15 protein-coding genes are annotated in these 18,538 nt (G+C 65.4%); 9 read left to right on the forward strand and 6 right to left on the reverse strand.

All coding sequences use genetic code 11. The annotated features are described in order from the left end of the window. From IC50_RS10580 to IC50_RS43685, 3 genes are all read right to left on the reverse strand, one after another. A partial coding sequence (locus IC50_RS10580) for a penicillin-binding protein 1A (protein WP_035703772.1) occupies positions 1–1,433 on the reverse strand: 1,433 nt, incomplete at its 3' end. A 230-nt stretch (positions 1,434–1,663) separates the two neighbouring features. Beyond that, complete coding sequence (locus tag IC50_RS10585) at positions 1,664–2,959, reverse strand: N-acetylmuramoyl-L-alanine amidase (RefSeq protein ID WP_035703774.1); 1,296 nt, start codon at positions 2,957–2,959, stop codon at positions 1,664–1,666. Between the two features lie 614 nt (positions 2,960–3,573). Further along, entirely contained in the window at positions 3,574–4,317 is a 744-nt protein-coding gene (locus IC50_RS43685) for a hypothetical protein (protein ID WP_271519937.1), read from the reverse strand. Positions 4,318–4,362: 45 nt separating this feature from the next. Here IC50_RS43685 and IC50_RS10590 point away from each other — a divergent pair, with 45 nt between their 5' ends. Further along, positions 4,363–6,771 carry an Rne/Rng family ribonuclease gene (locus IC50_RS10590; RefSeq protein WP_271519940.1) on the forward strand — a complete coding sequence of 803 codons (2,409 nt, stop codon included), beginning with the start codon at positions 4,363–4,365 and terminating at the stop codon, positions 6,769–6,771. A 66-nt stretch (positions 6,772–6,837) separates the two neighbouring features. Beyond that, positions 6,838–8,070 (forward strand): NAD(P)/FAD-dependent oxidoreductase, encoded by a 1,233-nt coding sequence (locus tag IC50_RS10595; protein WP_035703778.1) that lies wholly within the window; start codon positions 6,838–6,840, stop codon positions 8,068–8,070. Between the two features lie 93 nt (positions 8,071–8,163). Here IC50_RS10595 and IC50_RS10600 read toward each other — a convergent pair whose 3' ends face one another. The 3 genes from IC50_RS10600 to IC50_RS10610 form a co-directional block, all read right to left on the reverse strand. Next, positions 8,164–9,498 (reverse strand): dicarboxylate/amino acid:cation symporter, encoded by a 1,335-nt coding sequence (locus tag IC50_RS10600; protein WP_050990958.1) that lies wholly within the window; start codon positions 9,496–9,498, stop codon positions 8,164–8,166. Positions 9,499–9,582: 84 nt separating this feature from the next. Next, positions 9,583–10,140, reverse strand: coding sequence for a biotin transporter BioY (locus IC50_RS10605; protein WP_035703780.1), 558 nt, complete (start codon positions 10,138–10,140; stop codon positions 9,583–9,585). A gap of 92 nt (positions 10,141–10,232) precedes the next feature. Then, positions 10,233–11,420 (reverse strand): pyridoxal phosphate-dependent aminotransferase, encoded by a 1,188-nt coding sequence (locus IC50_RS10610; protein WP_035703781.1) that lies wholly within the window; start codon positions 11,418–11,420, stop codon positions 10,233–10,235. Positions 11,421–11,612: 192 nt separating this feature from the next. Between IC50_RS10610 and IC50_RS10615 the strand changes: the two genes are divergently transcribed. The 7 genes from IC50_RS10615 to IC50_RS10645 form a co-directional block, all read left to right on the forward strand. Next, positions 11,613–13,013, forward strand: coding sequence for a M48 family metalloprotease (locus tag IC50_RS10615; RefSeq protein WP_035703782.1), 1,401 nt, complete (start codon positions 11,613–11,615; stop codon positions 13,011–13,013). A 98-nt stretch (positions 13,014–13,111) separates the two neighbouring features. Continuing rightward, a complete protein-coding gene (locus IC50_RS10620) occupies positions 13,112–13,879 on the forward strand; it encodes a DsbA family protein (RefSeq protein WP_035703783.1) in 768 nt (255 codons plus the stop codon). A 208-nt stretch (positions 13,880–14,087) separates the two neighbouring features. Continuing rightward, complete coding sequence (locus IC50_RS10625; RefSeq protein ID WP_035703784.1) at positions 14,088–14,918, forward strand: DUF1236 domain-containing protein; 831 nt, start codon at positions 14,088–14,090, stop codon at positions 14,916–14,918. Positions 14,919–15,144: 226 nt separating this feature from the next. Further along, complete coding sequence (gene aroQ / locus IC50_RS10630; RefSeq protein ID WP_035703785.1) at positions 15,145–15,612, forward strand: type II 3-dehydroquinate dehydratase; 468 nt, start codon at positions 15,145–15,147, stop codon at positions 15,610–15,612. A 35-nt stretch (positions 15,613–15,647) separates the two neighbouring features. Then, positions 15,648–16,136, forward strand: a complete 489-nt coding sequence (gene accB, locus IC50_RS10635) for an acetyl-CoA carboxylase biotin carboxyl carrier protein (protein WP_035703787.1) — start codon at positions 15,648–15,650, stop codon at positions 16,134–16,136. 80 nt (positions 16,137–16,216) lie between these two features. Next, on the forward strand, positions 16,217–17,575 hold the full coding sequence (accC, locus tag IC50_RS10640) for an acetyl-CoA carboxylase biotin carboxylase subunit (RefSeq protein ID WP_035703789.1): 1,359 nt from the start codon (positions 16,217–16,219) through the stop codon (positions 17,573–17,575). A 104-nt stretch (positions 17,576–17,679) separates the two neighbouring features. Then, positions 17,680–18,538, forward strand: an 859-nt coding sequence (locus IC50_RS10645) for a CHASE3 domain-containing protein (protein ID WP_035703790.1), incomplete at its 3' end; no start/stop codon positions are given.

Genomic DNA, 18,538 nt, shown 5'->3' on the forward strand with positions numbered 1-18,538 from the left:
GCGCGATTGAACTGGCTCTGGTCGAACGAGAAGCCGCCAACCATCGCGAGCACGCGGCCGGTCCAGGGATCCATCACCACCATGGCGCCGGAAACTTCCGGGATCTGGCGGAGCCGGTACTGGCCCTCCACCGGCTGGCCATCCTTGTAGAGCGGATCGGCATAGATCACGTCGCCGGGCTGGAGCACCTGCGACACCGCCGTCGGCGTCTTGCCCTTCGCGCCGCCCTGCGCGGCCCGCGCCCAGCGCACGCCGTCGACCGTGACGATGCCGGTCTCGCGCTGCTTGCTCACTGCGCCGCCAAGCTCGCGGCTCGGCTGGAAGCCGATGCGCGCCGACTGATCGCTGGTCTCCAGCACGACGGCCATGCGCCACGGCGAAATGTCGGAGAGCGATTTGATCTCGGCGAGCTTCACGCCCCAGTCGCCGGAAATGTCGAGCTTGCTGATCGCGCCGCGATAGCCCTGCCGTTCGTCATAATTCACGAGGCCGGCCACCATGGTCTTGCGCGCCATGACCTGGATCTTCGGATCGAGCGTGGTGCGAACCGACAGGCCGCCCTCGTAGAGCTTCTTCTCGCCGTAGCGCTCGAAGATGTCGCGGCGGACTTCCTCGGCGAAATATTCGCCGGCGAAGGTGTGGGCGCCGTTGGAGCGGCTGGTGACGGCTAAGGGCTCCTTGCGCGCCTTGTCGGCGTCGGCCTGCTTGATCCAGCCGTTCTCCAGCAGACGGTCGATGACGTAGTTGCGGCGCTCGATGGCACGGTCGCGGTTGCGGACCGGATGCAGCGTCGCAGGCATCTTCGGCAGCGCCGCCAGATAGGACGCTTCCGCCACCGTCAGCTCGTTCACCGACTTGTCGAAATAGACCAGCGAAGCGGCCGCGATGCCGTAGGCGCCGAGGCCGAGATAGATCTCATTCAGATACAGTTCGAGGATCTTGTCCTTCGAGTAGGTCTTCTCGATGCGCATCGCCAGCAAGGCTTCCTTGATCTTGCGGGCGAAGGAGACCTCGTTGGTGAGCAGGAAGTTCTTGGCGACCTGCTGGGTGATCGTGGAAGCACCCTGCGGACGGCGGTTGGAGCCGTAGTTCTGCAGATAAAGCAATCCGGCGCGCGCCATGCCGGTGTAGTCGATGCCGCCATGCTCGTAGAAATTCTTGTCCTCGGCGGCCAGGAACGCGTTGATCACGAGCTTGGGCACCGCCTGGATCGGCAGATACAGCCGCCGCTCCTTGGCGTATTCGCCAAGCAGCGAACCGTCGACGGCGTGCACACGCGTCATCACCGGCGGCTCGTAATCCTGGAGCTGAGAGTAGTCCGGCAAGTCCTTGGAGAAATGCCAGATCAGGCCTGCCACGGCCCCGACACCGACAAGGAACACCACCGTTCCCGCGGCGAACAGGAAGCCCATGAACCGCACCAGCAAGCGCATTATCTGTTTATCCGTTCAAACTCTGGATCAGCCCAGTATCAGCCCATTGGCGCCCCAAACAGGCACCGACCTCACGTCGCGAATGCACCGGCTCACGCAATCACATCAAGGCCGGGCTTAGGACGCTTGCCGAACAGGATTCTCGCCGATTCCGGAACCCCCTGCGGGGTTTTTATAAAGCGTCCGCTGTGGCTAAACTAGGGCCTTTGGGTCGGGACGGAAAAACCCGTTCAGTTCGACGTGCCGGCCGTGGCCATCCGCTTGGCCAAAAACCCGTCGATCGCCTGCGCCATCGAGCCCACGGCGCGGGACCGCCATCCCTCGGAGACCAGGTGCTCGAGGTCCCCCTTGTTGGAGACATAGCCGATCTCGACCAGCACCGAGGGCACATCGGGCGCCTTCAGGACCCGGAAGCCGGCGGACTTCAGGGGATGCTTGTGCATCCGCACCGTCGACTTCATTTCACCCATCAAGAGGCGGGCAAAACGATTTGAAAAGGTACGGGTTTCCCGCTGCGTGAGGTCGATCAGGATGTCGGCGACGTCGGTCGGCTCCTCCGCGAGGTTGAAGCCGGCGATCGCATCGGCCCGGTTCTCTGCATCCGCCAGCCGCTGGGCCTCGGCGTCGGATGCCTTGTCGGAGAGCGTGTAGATGGTCGCGCCTTGCGCATCGCCCTCGGCACGAGGCAGTGCATCGGCATGAATCGAGACGAACAAAGCCGCCTTGAGATTGCGGGCGATTTTGGTCCGGTCGTTGAGGGGGATGAAGGTGTCGTCATCCCGCGTCATGACCACGCGGTATTTACCGGCCTTCTCCAGCTTGTCGCGTAGCGCCAGCCCGAAAGCCAGCACCAGGTTCTTCTCGCTTTCGCCGCTCGATTGCGTGCCGTTATCGATGCCGCCGTGGCCCGGATCAATCACGACCACCGGCCGGCCGTCGGCCTTCTGCTCCGCGGTTTCCGCGGCCGCCGCAGCGGGGACTGTGCCGGGCGGCGGCTCCGCGATCGCGGGCCGCAGTTCGGGACGTTTTTCGGGGGCAAGCGACGGCACAAAGGCAGTGCGATCGACCTCGGCCAACTCGAGCACGAGCCGCGCCGGTTGGCCGTTGGCCGCTTCCAGCACGTAGGAATTGGCGATCTTTGCCGGTCCGGTCAGATCGAACACGATTCGCGAGCCGCCGGGCATGACGAGCCCGTAGCGGAAGGCCTTGATCAGCCCTCGCCCCCCGCTCCCCGTACCGGCGGGTAGCTGAAAATTGACTTGCGGCACGTCCACCACCACGCGGTAGGGGTCGGCCAGCGTGACGGCGCGGAAGGTAACGACCTGATCGAGGTCGAGGATGAAGCGGGTCTGCTTGCCATCGCCGGCCAGCCGGGCGGCCGAGGCGACCGGAAAATTCGCTGCCGCAACAGCGGGCTGCGGCTGGCTTTCCGCAGCAATGAGACGCGAGGAATCAGCACACGGCAATGCCGCGGCGCACAGCAACACGCCGCCCAGCAAAACCCGTCGATTTGTGCGGCTCGCCACCGATTCCGCGCCTCCGAGCAGCTCTCTTAACGCAATAGAACCACAGGGTTAATCGATCCTTTATGACGGAGCTGCGAAACTCGCCGACTGTGACCGCCGTGCGACGCTCCCTTGCACGGAAGGCTCATTCCTCGTATGTACGGAATGCTGACGGCCGATATTTCCGGTTGTGTCGCATTCAGCCTCCCGGTGCAGCGCGGGAACTCCCAAGGTTTGGGAATTCCAGCGTTTTCCGCTTCCCTCCAAGACCAGCGCAGTGCGCGGCAACGAGGTGGAGCGGGTCAAGCCCCGGGGCGGACGGTCTCGGGTTACCACTCATGTTACCGGGACGGTTCTGACAGCGACGTAACCCATTACCCGGTCCCTTGATCCCCAAGGGAGCGGTTCGTGATCTCAAGGCGAGCGCACTCGCGCCGTGCCTGGCCAGCAGCAACTGATTGAAGGGCGGCCTCGCCGCCCAATGTTTCATACGGGCCGACGCTTGATGCGCCAGACTGTGCCGACGAAATCTGAAGGACCATTCGCGACGCTGCGGAGTGACAATCCCGCGCGTCGCAATGGCCCTGAAGCTTCCGGTTCGGCGAGGCGCGAGAGACGGCGTTTCGGCCTTCCCCTCACCCCCGAATCAGGTGGACCGTCGCGTCACCCGGCGGCGCGATACGCGCCCACGGCTTATCGCGCCCGCCGCCGCCAAGAGTTAAGACATGCCCAACAAGATGTTGATCGATGCCACCCACCCGGAAGAGACCCGGGTCGTCGTGGTCCGCGGCAATCGCGTCGAAGAGTTTGATTTCGAGACCGCGCAACGCAAGCAACTGCGCGGGAACATCTACCTCGCCAAGGTCACAAGGGTCGAACCCTCGCTCCAGGCCGCCTTCGTGGAATATGGCGGTAATCGCCACGGCTTCCTCGCTTTCAGCGAAATTCATCCCGACTATTATCAGATCCCGGTCGCCGACCGGCAGGCGCTGATCGAGGCCGAGGAACAGGCCCATCGCGAGGCCGAGGAAGAGAGCGAGAATCGCTCGCACGGCCGCCGCCGTTCGCGCCACCGCAACGCCCGCCGCCGCGGTCATGGCGAGCGCGTACGCAGCGACATCGTCGAAGGCCTCGAGGCCGATCCCACGGCCCAGCCGATCGAAGGCGAGACCTCGCATAGCGAGGGCGCGCCGCACGAGGGCGAGCACCTCCACGCCGACGTGGAGCATCACAGCGAGCACGAGCATCACGACATTAGCGATCATGATCACGCCGATCATGATCACGAGGCACATGGTCATGAAGGGCATGGTCAGGATGACCACGATCATGCCGATGCGGACGATCATGATCACGACCACCAGCACGACCATGATCATACCGATGCAACACCCGCGCCTGTCGCGGCCGTCGGCGCCGAGCCCGTGGTTGCGACCGAGACCACCGCCGAGCCGCAGGAGGCTACCGCCTCCGAAGCCCGCACTTCGGAAGGGCACGCCGAGGCTCTCGCCGAAGCCGTGACCGCGGCCGTCGAGCCGGCCGATGCCGTTTACGGTGAGAGCACTGAAGCGCCGCACGCCGAAGCTGCGGAGGCTGCCGGTGAAAACGACGACGAGGATGAGGACGGCGAGGAAGCCGAAGAAGAGGAGGTCGTCGAATCCGTCGGCGGCGACGACGTGCTGGAGGAAGTGCCGGAGCGCACCTTCCGCCCGCGCCGCCAGTACAAGATCCAGGAAGTCATCAAGCGCCGCCAGGTCATGCTGGTGCAGGTGGTCAAGGAAGAGCGCGGCAACAAGGGCGCGGCGCTGACGACCTACCTCTCGCTCGCCGGCCGCTACGCCGTCCTGATGCCCAACACCGCTCGCGGCGGCGGCATCAGCCGCAAGATCACCAGCGCCCAGGACCGTTCGCGCCTGAAGGAAGTGGTGCAGGACCTCGACGTGCCCGAGGGCATGGGCATCATCCTGCGCACCGCGGGCGCTTCCCGCACCAAGCCCGAGATCAAGCGCGACTTCGAATATCTGATCCGGATGTGGGAAACGGTGCGCGACCTCACGCTGAAGTCGCAAGCCCCGACCCTCGTCTACGAGGAAGGCTCGCTGATCAAGCGCTCGCTGCGCGACCTCTACAACAAGGAGATTGACGAGATTCAGGTGGCCGGCGAGTCCGGCTACCGTGAAGCGCGCGACTTCATGAAGATGCTGATGCCCGCCAATGTCAGCGCGGTGAAGCAGTATCGCGACGGCCAGCCGCTATTCTCGCGCATGGGCGTCGAGAGCCAGCTGGATGCGATGTTCTCGCCGACCGTGCAACTGCGCTCCGGCGGCTACATCGTGATCAACCAGACCGAGGCGCTGGTCTCGATCGATGTCAACTCCGGACGGTCGACCCGAGAGCATCATATCGAGGACACCGCGCTCAAGACCAATCTGGAGGCCGCCGAAGAGGTCGCCCGCCAGCTCCGGCTGCGCGACCTCGCGGGCCTGATCGTCATCGATTTCATCGACATGGACGAGAAGCGCAACAATCGCGCGGTCGAGCGCAAGCTGTCCGATTGCCTCAGGCAGGATCGCGCGCGCATCCAGGTCGGCCGCATCTCGCATTTCGGCCTGCTCGAGATGTCGCGCCAGCGCATCCGCGCCAGCGTGCTGGAGAGTTCGACCGATCCGTGCCCGCATTGCGGCGGCACCGGCCACGTCCGCTCGGTGTCCTCGGTGGCGCTCCAGCTGCTGCGCGGCCTCGAAGAGATCCTGATGAAGGGCGCGACCCACAATCTCGTGGTCCGCACCCGCACCGACGTCGCGCTCTATGTGCTGAACCACAAGCGCGGCCATCTGCGCGACCTCGAGAACGGCTTCAAGGTCACGCTGTCGGTCATCGCCGATCCCAGCGTCAGCGGCCCGCAGGCATATGTCATCGACCGCGGCGAGCAGGTGCATACGCTCGAAGCCGCCAAGGCGCTGCTCGCCGCGCAAGCTGCCGCGAGCCCGCCGCCACAGGCCGAAGAAGCCTATGACGACGAAGATGGCTTCGACCTGGAGACTGAATCCGAGGTCGAAACCGACGAGACCGAAGGTCTTGCTGACGAGCAGGCTGCCGGCGAGGCGGCCTCCGAGCAGGACGGCCAGCGCCGCAAGCGCCGGCGCCGCCGCCGCGGCCGCGGTGGCCAGCGCGAGGGTGAGTTGCGCGAGGATACCGCGCCCACACTGCCCGAAGCGGCCGTGGCGGCCGGTGAAGGCGAAGAGGACGCCGAGTCCGAGCAGGAGGGCGAGGAAGGCGAGGAGCAGGCAGCCCGTGGCGAGCAGCAGGGCGGCAGCGAGCGCCGGCGCCGGCGTGGTCGCCGCGGCGGACGCCGCCGTCGTGGTAGCGGCGAGGAAGGTCTCGCCGGCTCGATCAACGACGAGCTCGGCACCAGTCAACCGTCGGAAGCTACCGACGCGGTTGCCGATTTCGACGGCTTCGGCGGCGGGGCTGCGCCCTCGATCGCGCAGGCCGAGCACATCGCGGAGCCGCAAGTCGCGGAGCCTGAGCCGCGCGCCGAGGTGCGGACCGAGGCGCCAGCCCAACCGGAGCCGGCTCCCGCCACGACGATTGCAGCGCCAGAAGAAGAACCCGCCGACGACAAGGCCACGCGCCGCCGCTCCACGGTCCGGGAAAAGGTGAGCTTCCTGCTGAACAGCCAGCCCGAGCCCGCAACGCCGCCGGCGCAGGCGACCGAACCGGTCGCTGCGCCCGCGCCGGCACCGGAGCCCGCGCCGGAGGCCGCAAGCGAAACCCCAGCCGCTCCGCGCCGTGCCGGCTGGTGGTCACGCCGTTTCGGCGGCGGCGAGTAAAAGGAACAATGGAGTTGAAACCGCCCGGCCAAACCGGGCGGTTTTGATTTGGTGAGGTCAGGTTCGATGCAAAGCGCGATCATTCTCGGCGGCGGCATGGTGGGCGTCGGCGCCGCGCTGCATCTGCAGCAGCGCGGCTGGTCGGTCACGCTGGTCGATCGCAGGGAACCGGGCCGGGAGACCAGCTACGGCAATGCCGGGATGATCCAGGCCGAAGCGGTGCGCCCCTATCCCATGCCGCGCGATTTCGCTTCACTCCTGAAGATCGCGACCGGCCGCACCAACGACGTGCGCTACAGCCTCTCCTCTCTCCATCTCCACATCGAGCCCCTGCTGCGCTACTGGTGGCATTCGGCGCCGAAACGGCATCGCGAGGCGATCGAGGCGTGGGCACGGCTGATCGCCTACGCAACGGCCGAGCACGACATCCTGATCCGCGAGGCGCATGCCGATAATCTCATCCGCCGCGCCGGCTACCGAGCGTTGTTTCGCGACCCCGCTTCATTGGATCTCTCGATCAAGGCCGCGGAGGAAGATCAGCGCGAATTCGGCGTCAACTTTCGCGTGCTGTCGGGCAGCGAGCTTGCCAGGGCCGAGCCGATCCTGCGCGACGATCTCCCTGGAGCGATCCATTGGCTCGACACCTGGACCGTGTCCGATCCCGGCGCACTGGTCACGGCCTATGCCGGACTGTTCGAGCGCCTCGGCGGCACGATCGTGCTCGGCGATGCGCAGAGCCTGCAACAGACCGCGACCGGCTGGTCGGTCGATACCGACAATGGACGCCTCGATGCTCCCCACGTTGTCGTGACGCTCGGGCCGTGGTCGCCCGACCTCCTCCACAAATTCGGCTATCGCATTCCCCTGGTGCGCAAGCGCGGCTACCACATGCATTACAGCGGCGGCGCGTCGCTCGACCTGCCGCTGATCGACAAGGCCGGCGGCTATGCCATGGGGCCGATGGCCAGGGGCATTCGCATCACCACGGGGGCGGAGCTGACGAGCCCGGACGCGCTTGCAACGCCGGTTCAGCTCGCCAGCGCCGAAGCCTCCGCACGCGAGCTGATCGACCTCGGCAAGCGCGTCGAGCCGGATCCGTGGTTCGGCACTCGGCCCTGCACGCCCGACATGCTCCCGGTGCTCGGTCGCGCCCCGCGCCACCCCGGCCTCTGGATGAACTTCGGCCATGGTCATCAGGGCTTTACGCTGGGACCCGCGACCGGACGTTTACTCGCCGAGATCATGAGCGGCGAGACGCCGGCGGTCGATCCCACGCCATATCGGCCTGAGCGGTTTTAGACCCGAAGAAAACGGACTGATCGAGGATCGCGACCAGCCCTGCCATTTTCAAGTCCGACGGCGCGGCCAACGCCGTCAGATGTGGCTTGCAGATCAGTCCGTCGTGATCGCCGTCTCCATGTCGGTCGGATCGATCCGCTTGGCGAGGTTGGCGTTGAGCTTGTCGCGGTCGAGCTCACCCTCCCACCATGCGACGATCACGCAGGCGACGCCGTTGCCGCACAGATTGGTCAGCGCGCGGCACTCGCTCATGAACTTGTCGATGCCGAGCACGATCGCCATGCCCGGCACCAGGCGAGGATCGACCACGGCGAGCGTCGCCGCCAGCGTGATGAAGCCGGCGCCGGTGATGCCGGAGGCGCCCTTCGAGGTCAGCATCGCCACGACCAGGATCGTGAGCTGTTGGCCGAAGGAGAGATCGAAGCCGAGCGCCTGTGCGATGAACAGCGTCGCCAGCGTCATGTAGATGTTGGTGCCGTCGAGGTTGAACGAATAGCCCGTGGGCACCACGAGGCCGACCACCGACTTGGAGCAGCCAAGCCGCTCCAGCTTCTCCATCAGGGACGGCAGCGCGCTTTCCGAGGACGAGGTGCCGAGCACGATCAGCAGCTCGTCCTTGATGTAGGCCAGGAACTTGAAGATCGAGAACCCGGCGATGCGCGCGATCGTGCCGAGCACGACGAACACGAACAGCGCCGCGGTGACGTAGAACGTCGCGATCAAACCGACCAGGTTGAGGATCGCGCCGGTGCCGAACTTGCCGATGGTGTAGGCCATCGCGCCGAACGCGCCGATCGGCGCCGCGCGCATCACGATCGAGATGACGCCGAACACCGCATGCGCGGCATCGTCGATGAAGCTGCGGATGGTGTGGCCGCGCTCGCCGAGGCTCATCAAGGCAAAGCCGAACAGCACCGCGAACAGCAGCACCTGCAGAATTTCGCCTTGCGCGAAGGCGCCGACCACGGTGTCCGGAATGATGTGCAGCACGAAGTCGACGGACTTCTGGCCGGCGGCCTGCTTGGCGTAATTCGCAACGGCCGCCTCGTTTGCCGCCGCATTGCCGAAGCCGGCGCCCGGTCTGACGAGATTGCCGATGATGAGCCCGATCACCAGCGCAAAAGTCGAGACGACCTCGAAATAGACCAGCGCCTTGACGCCGATGCGCCCGACTTTCTTGGCGTCCTGGATGTGGGCGATGCCGGAGACGACGGTGCAGAAGATGATCGGGGCGATCACCATCTTGATCAGCTTGATGAAACCGTCGCCGAGCGCCTTGATCCAGTCGTTGGTGGCGACATGCGGCCACAGCCAGCCGACGATGGCGCCGAGCACGATGGCGATCAGCACCTGGACGTAGAGGACTTTGTACCACGGCTTGGCGGCGGGCGGCGCGACCGGCGCCCCCGTCATCGTTGTCGTCGTCATCGGTTCACTCCCCCTCAAAACACTGGGCCAGCCAAGATCAACTTGGCCGGCCCTGTCAATTGGAACTGCTCGTGATGACGCGTTTTACCCGCGGCGCTCGACGATGCGGCGTGCCGCTGGCATCAGTGTCGCGCCGAGCGCATTCTTGACCAGCGAGGCCGCAATGAACGGCACGATGCCGACCTGCCAGGCCTTGGCGGCGCCGAGACCCAGGCCGAATGCCAGCCAGCCGAACCCGGCCGCCAGAATGACGACATGGCCAACAGCCATCGCCGCAAACAGCAGCATCACGCTGCGATCCCAGCCGCGCTGGGCGAGCCAGCCGGTCACGAAAGCAGCCAGCACGAAACCGAACAGGTAGCCCGCGGTCGGACCGACCAGCGGCGCAATCCCACCCACGGGACCGGCGAACACCGGCAGCCCCATCGCGCCCTCGGCGAGATACGCAATCATGGTTGCGCTGCCAAGGCGCCAGCCATAGGCGGCGCCGATCATCAACACCACCAGCGTCTGCAGCGTCATCGGCACATAGGGCAGCGGAAGATTCACCTTGGCCGACAGCGCCATCAACGCGGTGCCGAGCGCAATCAGCACGACGGCGCGCATCGCGCCAACGGCTTCGCCCGGCCGGGTCAGCCACATCAAAGCGGCGAGAGAGGAATGTGGCGCAGCGGCGGACGGAACGGAACGGTCTGACAAGTCGAACTCCGAAAGGCTGAAGAAAACTGGCGCAGTTATTTAAGCCACTCAGCAATCCGGTCAACTGCCTCGCGCATCTCGTCGCGCGAGCGGGCATAGGAAAGCCGGATGAACGAACGGCCATGGATGGGATCGAAATCGAGGCCGGGCGTTGCCGCCACGCGCGCCTGCTCCAGCATCTGCTTGGCGAACTCGAAACTGTCCGAAGTGAAGTCCGAGACGTCGGCATAGAGATAGAAGGCGCCGTCGGCCGGCAGGAACCTCGTCAGTCCGGCCTTGGGCAATCCATCGATCAGGATACGCCGGTTTTCCTGATAGCCGTGCTTGATCTCCTCCATCTCGGCCGCGCCGTCGAAGGCGGCCTCCGCCGCGATCTGCGACAGCGACGGCACCGAGATCGAGAGGTTCTGCTGCAGACGCTCGATCGGCCGCACCAGGATCTCGGGCACGACCATCCAGCCGACGCGCCAGCCCGTCATGCAGAAATACTTCGAGAACGAATTGATCACGAGTGCGTGCTCGGACAGCGCCGCCGCCGTCACGGCCGGAAACGCGTAATCGAGCCCGTGATAGATCTCATCCGAGATGAAGCGGATGCCAGCGTCTTCCGCGGCCGCAATGAGGCCGGCGAGCGCTTCGCGGGACATCATCGTGCCCGTCGGATTGGCGGGGCTGCCGACCAACACCCCCTTCAGCGGCGCCTTGCGATGGGCGGCGAGCAGCGCCTCACCGGTGAGCGCGTGGCGCGTCTCGTTCGTGGTTTCGATCAGCACCGGCTCGCAGCCGAGCGCGGTGAGGATATGACGGTACGGCGGATAGCCCGGCACTGTCACGGCGACGCGATCGCCGGGCTCGAACATCGACAGGAAAGCCAGAATGAAGCCACCGGAGGAGCCTGTGGTCACCACGATCCGCTCGGGGCCGACGTCGCAGCCGTAGGTGTCGCGATAGTGGCGCGCGATGCGCTCGCGCAGACTGGGGATCCCGAGCGCGGAGGTATAATCGATCCGTCCAGCCTCGAGCGCCGCATGGGCGGCCGCGATCGCGGTCCTGGGTGCACCGGCCGCGGGCTGGCCGACCTCCATGTGGATGACATGGCCACCGGCGGCCTCGATTCGGGCCGCCGCCGCCATGACGTCCATCACCATGAACGGGGGAACATCGCTGCGGCGGGAGGGCTCGAGCCACTGCCCCAACCGGTTCCTCAATGTCGCATCGTGCATCGATTTCTGCTATTTCGCTGGCGGACCGGCCTGTCCGGTCCGGGAAACGGGGCGCTTGCGCCCCAGACTGGCCGCATTGTACGGCTCATAAGGGGTACGGCTCATAGGCCATATCGCGTATCCGGTCCGCCGCCAATCGCCAAAACCAATCACGAAACTGCTTGACCAAGACCGTTTGACCCAGACCGCCTGATGTTGCTCCAGATTGCACTGCGCAGGAAGGCCTCCGCCCTCACCGCCCTCGTCACGGCAGCGGCCATCGCGCTGTTGCCGATGCCGGCGGTGCATGCGCAGGCCAAGGGTCCGCCGGTCCTGCGCGACACCGAGACCGAGCAGCTGCTGCGCGATTACACCCGCCCGATCCTGCGCGTCGCGGGTCTGGAGAAGCAGAACATCCAGATGGTCATCATCAACGACGGCTCGTTCAACGCGTTCGTTGCGGACGGCCGCCGCATCTTCGTCAATTGGGGCGCGATCCTCCAGTCGGAGACGCCGAACCAGATCATCGGCGTGCTCGCGCACGAGACCGGACATCTGGCCGGCGGCCATCTGTCCAAGCTGCGCCAGCAGCTCGCCACGGCCCAGACCCAGATGATCATCGCAATGCTGCTCGGCGCCGGCGCGATTGCAGCCGGCAGCGTCCAGCGCGGCAGCGCCGGCAACAACGGTCTGGCCAACGCAGGCGCGGCCGCCATCGCCGCTCCGCAGGAGATGATCCGCCGCACGCTGTTGTCCTACCAGCGCCAGCAGGAGGAGAACGCCGACCGCGCCGGCGTGAAATTCCTGACTGCGACGGGGCAGTCGCCGAAGGGCATGTACGAGACCTTCAAACGCTTCACCAGCGAGAGCCTGTTCGCCTCGCGCGGCGCCGATCCCTATCTCCAGTCCCATCCGATGCCGGCCGAGCGCGTCGCCGCGCTCCAGGAATTCGCGAGCACCAGCCCATACTGGAACAAGAAGGACGATCCCGCGCTTCAGCTCCGGCACGACATGGTCCGCGCCAAGATCTCCGCCTTCATGGAGCGGCCGGAGACGGTGTACCGCCGCTATCCCCAGACCAACGACAGCCTGCCGGCGCGTTATGCCCGCGCCATCAGCACCTATCTGCACGGGGATTTGCGCAGCGCACTCACTCAGATCGACGCGCTGATTCAGGTTCAGCCGAACAACCCGTACTTCTACGAGGTGCGCGGCCAGGCCCTGCTGGAAAGCGGCAAGCCCGCCGAGGCGATCCCTGCCCTGCGCAAGGCGGTGCAACTGTCGAACAATTCACCCCTCATCGAGATGTTACTTGGGCAGGCTCTGGTTGGAACCGATAATAAGGCCTACACGGACGATGCCGTTCGGATTCTCCGCGCTGCGGTGGCACGCGAGCCCGAGGCGGCGCTCGGCTATACCCAGCTCGCGATGGCCTATGGCCGGAAGGGAGATTATGCCGAGGCAGATCTCGCCTCGGCCCAGGCCGCGTACCTGCGCGGCGACAACAAGACCGCCCGCGAACTTGCCACGCGCGCGAAAACCCGTTTCGCCGTCGGCACGCCCGGATGGGTCAAGGCCGACGACATCGTGGCGGCGAAGCCGCCGCGCAACTAACGCAACTCGAACGACGCCCGACACCACGACGTCACGACGCCGAGCTTAAGTCCGCCGGGACGTTTCTCGAAACCTGCTTTGGATAAGAGGATTTGCCTATGCCTTCGCTGCGCCTGCTTGCTCCCGCATTGTTTGCGCTCGCCATGTTCGGTGCAGCCGTGCCCGCCTCGGCCGACAGCTTCTCCGATACCCAGCGCACCGATATCGAGGCCATCGTCAGGAACTATCTCGTCAGCCACCCCGAGGTGCTCGAGGAGGCCATGGCCGAGCTCAGCAAGCGCCAGGCCGCGGCCGAAACGCAGAAGCACGAGGCCAGCATCGCGCAGAACGCCGATGCGATCTTCAACTCGCCGCGGCAGGTCGTGCTCGGCAACAAGGATGGCGACGTCACCTTCGTCGAGTTCTTCGACTACAATTGCGGCTACTGCAAACGCGCCATGGGCGACATGCTCGACCTCATGAAGAGCGATCCGAAGCTGAAGGTCGTGCTGAAGGAGTTTCCGGTGCTGAGCCAGGGCTCGGTCGAAGCGGCGCAGGTCGCGGTCGCCGTGCGGATGCAGGATCCCTCGGGCAAGAAATATCTCGACTTCCACCAGAGACTGCTCGGCGGTCGCGGTGCGGCGGACAAGGCGCGCGCGCTTCAGGCGGCCAAGGAGGCCGGCCTCGATACGGCGAGAATCGAGAAGGACATCGCCAGCCCCGAAGTGCGCGCCACCATCGAGGAGAACTTCAAGCTCGCCGAGGCGATGGGCATGAACGGCACGCCGAGCTATGTGATCGGCAAGCAGATCGTGGTCGGCGCCGTCGGCGTCGAAGGCCTCAGGGAAAAGATCGGCATCGCCCGCTGCGGCAAGGCGACTTGCTGATCGCGCCGTTCGCAACTCGTGCATGCAAAAGGGCCGGCTGAAGAGCCGGCCTTTTTTCGCGCGCCCAACATTGGCGTCTTCGTGCAAAGTCATTCATCCAGCGTTCAACAAACAAATGCCGCGGAACAGACGAAGTTCCGGAACAACTCAAATCTCCTTTCGTTGTCGGCGCGGGCAATGACGCAGGAAACACGTGAGGAGAATTTCGATGTTGAACCGCTTTATGATCTCGGTTGCCGCAGCTGCACTCGTCGCGGGGACCGGTTTGGCAAACGCGCAGGGCAGCATGGGCCGCGACAGCGGTGGCGGCGCCGGTGGCTCGCAGCAGATGCAGCACTCTCAGCCCTCCGGCGGCGCCGCAGAGCGCGGCGGCTCGATGGGGCGCGATTCCATGAGCCATGACAAGGGCACCGTCGGTCAGGCCGGCGGCTCCAGCACGATGAAGTCCGATCGCGCCTCGGAAGACAAGTCCGGTGCGATGAAGGACGAGCGCCCGGGCGGCGCCATGAACAAGAACGCGGCCGAGGACAAGGCCGGTGCCACCAAGGGCCAGCGCACCGACGATCGCGCGCAGGGCCAGATGGACAAGTCCCAGCAGGACAAGTCCAAGAGCATGAGCCAGGACACCAGCAAGTCCGGCAGCAAGGACCAGAAGGACATGAAGGCTGAGGGCAGCAAGAGCGGCACCTCGACCAACAACGCCGAGAACCGGCCGGGCACCGGCACGAACCAGAATGCTCAGGGCCAGAGCTCGACCACGGTCGGCCAGGCCGGCGCCGCTGCCAAGCTTTCGACCGAGCAGCGGACGCAGATCACGTCGGTGATCCGCGAGCAGCGCGTCGCTCCGGTGACGAACGTGAACTTCTCGATCTCGGTCGGCACCCGCATCCCGCGCGAGGGCATTACGCTGCACACCCTGCCGTCGCGGGTGGTGACTATTTATCCGGAGTGGCGGACCTACAGGTACGTCCTGGTCCGCGATGAGATCGTGATCATCAATCCGGACACCTACGAGATCGTGGCGGTCCTGAACGCTTGAGGCAGGATACCGGCAACCTTGGGGCGGGCAGCGATGCCCGCCCCTTTGCATTCGGCCCGCAGCCATGCTTCGGACTGGTTAACAAGCAATTTCCGTAGTTTCCGCACAGGTTTTTGCGCACTGGATGAGGTGCTTGAACCCGCCCCTGAGGCCCTTCGAGGCTTCCCCTCACGCGCTTTGTTACCTATAACCCCCGCCACGCCGAAGCACCTCTTCCGGGATTGGAATGGCAGAACCCGCAACCGACACGATCCTCGTCCTGAACGGGCCGAACCTCAACATGCTGGGGACGCGCGAGCCCGAGAAGTATGGTCATGCGACGCTGGCCGACGTCGAGGCGCTGTGCCGGGACACGGCGGCGACATTCGGCCTGAAGGCCGATTGCCGGCAGTCCAATCGCGAAGGCGAACTGATCGACTTCATCCACGAGGCGCATCGACGCAAGATGAAGGGCATCATCATCAATGCCGGCGGCTATTCACACACCTCGATCGCGCTCCACGACGCTCTGCTCGCGGTGCAGATTCCCGCGGTCGAAGTGCACGTGACCAACATCCACGCCCGCGAGAGTTTTCGTCACCATTCCTACACCGCCCGCGCGGCCTTCGCATCGCTCTGCGGTTTCGGTATCGAGGGCTACCGCCTCGCCATCCAGGGCCTTGCCGCCAAGCTCGGCATCAAGCCCAACGCCTGACGCTCCCTTCCAACAGAACATTCGGATCAAACAACATGGCGCGCCAGCCAGACGACAAAGCAGCCGCAAAGTTCTCCAGCGAGGATTCCGCGCTCGTTCGCGAGCTTGCCTTGCTGCTCGATGAAACCAGCCTGACCGAGATCGAGATCGAGCGGGCGGGGCTGCGCCTGCGCGTCGCCCGCAACATCAGCGTTGCCGCGACCATGCCGGTCGCGGCCGCTCCCGCCGCCCTTCCGGTGGCAGCAAGCGCCGTCGCGCCCGCAACTGCCGCGGCCGATCTGTCGAAGCATCCCGGCGCCGTGACCTCGCCGATGGTCGGCACCGCCTATTGGGCGCCGGAGCCGGGCGCAAAACCGTTCATCGACGTCGGCACCAAGGTCTCGGTCGGCCAGACGTTGCTGATCATCGAAGCGATGAAGACGATGAACCAGATCCCCTCGCCGCGCGCCGGCACGGTGACGCAGATCCTGGTCGAGGACGGCCAGCCGGTCGAGTACGGCGAGCCGCTCGTCATCATCGAGTGAGGGAGTGGCGAATAGCGAGTAGCGAATAGCTGCTCCTCCCTATTCGCCATTCGCTATTCCCCATTCGCCCCTGAGGCACCATGTTCGACAAGATCCTCATAGCCAATCGCGGCGAAATCGCCCTTCGCATCCTCAGGGCCTGCAAGGAGCTCGGGATCGCGACCGTCGCCGTGCACTCCACCGCCGACGCCGATGCCATGCATGTGCGCCTGTCGGACGAGAGCGTGTGCATCGGGCCGCCGTCGTCCAAGGACAGCTATCTCAACGTGCCCGCGCTGCTCGCAGCCTGCGAGATCACCGGCGCCGATGCCGTGCATCCCGGCTACGGCTTCCTCTCCGAGAACGCGCGCTTTGCGGAAATCCTTGCCGAGCACAATCTGCATTTCATCGGTCCCAAGGCGGAGCACATCCGCCTGATGGGCGACAAGATCGAGGCCAAGAAGACCGCCAAGCGTCTCGGCATCCCCGTGGTGCCCGGCTCCGATGGCGCGGTCGGCCCCGATGACGACGCGATGGCGATCGCCAGGAAGATCGGCTTCCCGGTGCTGGTCAAGGCGGCGGCCGGCGGCGGCGGCCGCGGCATGAAGGTCGCGCACAGCGAGGCCGACCTCCAGCTGGCGCTGTCGACGGCGGCCAACGAGGCCAGGTCCGCCTTTGGCGATGCTTCGGTCTATCTGGAAAAATACCTCCAGAAGCCGCGCCACATCGAGATCCAGATCCTCGGCGACGGCCGCGGCGGCGCGATCCATCTCGGTGAGCGCGACTGCTCGCTGCAGCGCCGGCACCAGAAGGTCTGGGAGGAAGGCCCCTCGCCGGTGCTGTCCGCCGCGGCGCGGGCCAAGATCGGCGAGACCTGCGCCAAAGCGATGCGCGAGATGAAATATCTCGGCGTCGGCACCATCGAGTTCCTGTACGAGGACGGCGAGTTCTACTTCATCGAGATGAACACCCGCATCCAGGTCGAGCATCCCGTCACCGAGAGCATCACCGACATCGACCTCGTGCTGGAGCAGATCCGCATCGCCGCCGGCGGCGACCTGCCGGCCAAGCAGGACGAAGTCCAGGTCATCGGCCATGCGATCGAGTGCCGCATCAACGCCGAGAATCCGCAGACCTTCCGCCCCTCGCCGGGCCGGATCCTGCAATATCATCCGCCAGGCGGCCTCGGGGTGCGGATCGATTCCGCCGTCTATCAAGGCTACTCGATCCCGCCCTATTACGATTCGCTCGTCGGCAAGCTGATCGTGCACGGCAAGACCCGCGCCGAATGCCTGATGCGGCTGCGCCGGGCGCTGGACGAGATGGTGGTCGAAGGCATCGAGACCACGCTGCCGCTGTTCCGGGCACTGGTGCGCGAAGACGACATTATCAACGGCGACTACCACATCCATTGGCTGGAGCAGTACCTCGCCGGCAAGCCGGAACCCGAAGCGAGATAATCTTCTCCTTGTGGAACCCTTTGGCCCCAATCGCGTTCTGGACGGTTGGGGCCAGTTCCAAGGGGGCGTCTTGAACTCCATTGAACGCAGACAGGTGAACCGTCGTGACGGCTGAAGGCCAGCGACGGCGCACATTCTGGCAGATCCTGCTGTTCGCGGCGGGCCTTTTGGTGCTGACCGTGATCAGTGCGGGCTCCGTCTACCTCGTCAACAAGGCGCGGGAGGACAGCAAATGGGTGGTTCACACCATCGAGGTGGAGAACCAGATCAACACCCTGCTGCTGGAGATCCGGCGCGCAGAAAGCGGCGCCCGCGGCTTCCTGCTGACGCAGGGACCGGATTTCCTGTCGGATCATGAGAAGGCTGTCGCGGCGATCGTTCCGGCGCTCGACAAGCTCGCGCGCCAGATCGGCGATAATCCGGCGCAACGCGACAGCATTGAGAAGCTGAGGGCGGCGATCGAGATCCGGCTCGACCAGTTCTCGCGCGAAATGACGTTCGTGAAGGAGGGCCAACCCGGCAACGCCTCGGCGCTCGTCCGCGAGGCCGCGGCCGGCAACACCACGACCACGATCAGCAACCAGGCCAACGCGATGATCCGCGAGGAGGAACGGCTGTTTCGGGTCCGAACGGCAAACTCCGACCGGAGTCAGACCCTCGCCGCATCGATGACCGGCATCGGCTCGGGCCTCGTCGTGCTGCTGGCCCTCATCTCGACCTGGCTGGTACGCCGCTCGGCTCGCGCCCGCGACGAGGCTGAAGCGCGCCTGCGCGACGCCAACTTCAATCTGGAGGCCATCGTCGACGAGCGCACGGCGGACCTGCGCGAGGCCAACGACGAGATCCAGCGCTTTGCCTATATCGTCAGCCACGATCTGCGCTCGCCGCTCGTCAACATCATGGGCTTCACCAGCGAGCTCGAAGAGCTCAGCGGCGATATCTTCCGCCGTATCGGCAGGCCCG

This window comes from Bradyrhizobium genomosp. I (2014) (assembly GCF_000261685.1).
Classification (GTDB): Bacteria; Pseudomonadota; Alphaproteobacteria; order Rhizobiales; family Xanthobacteraceae; genus Bradyrhizobium.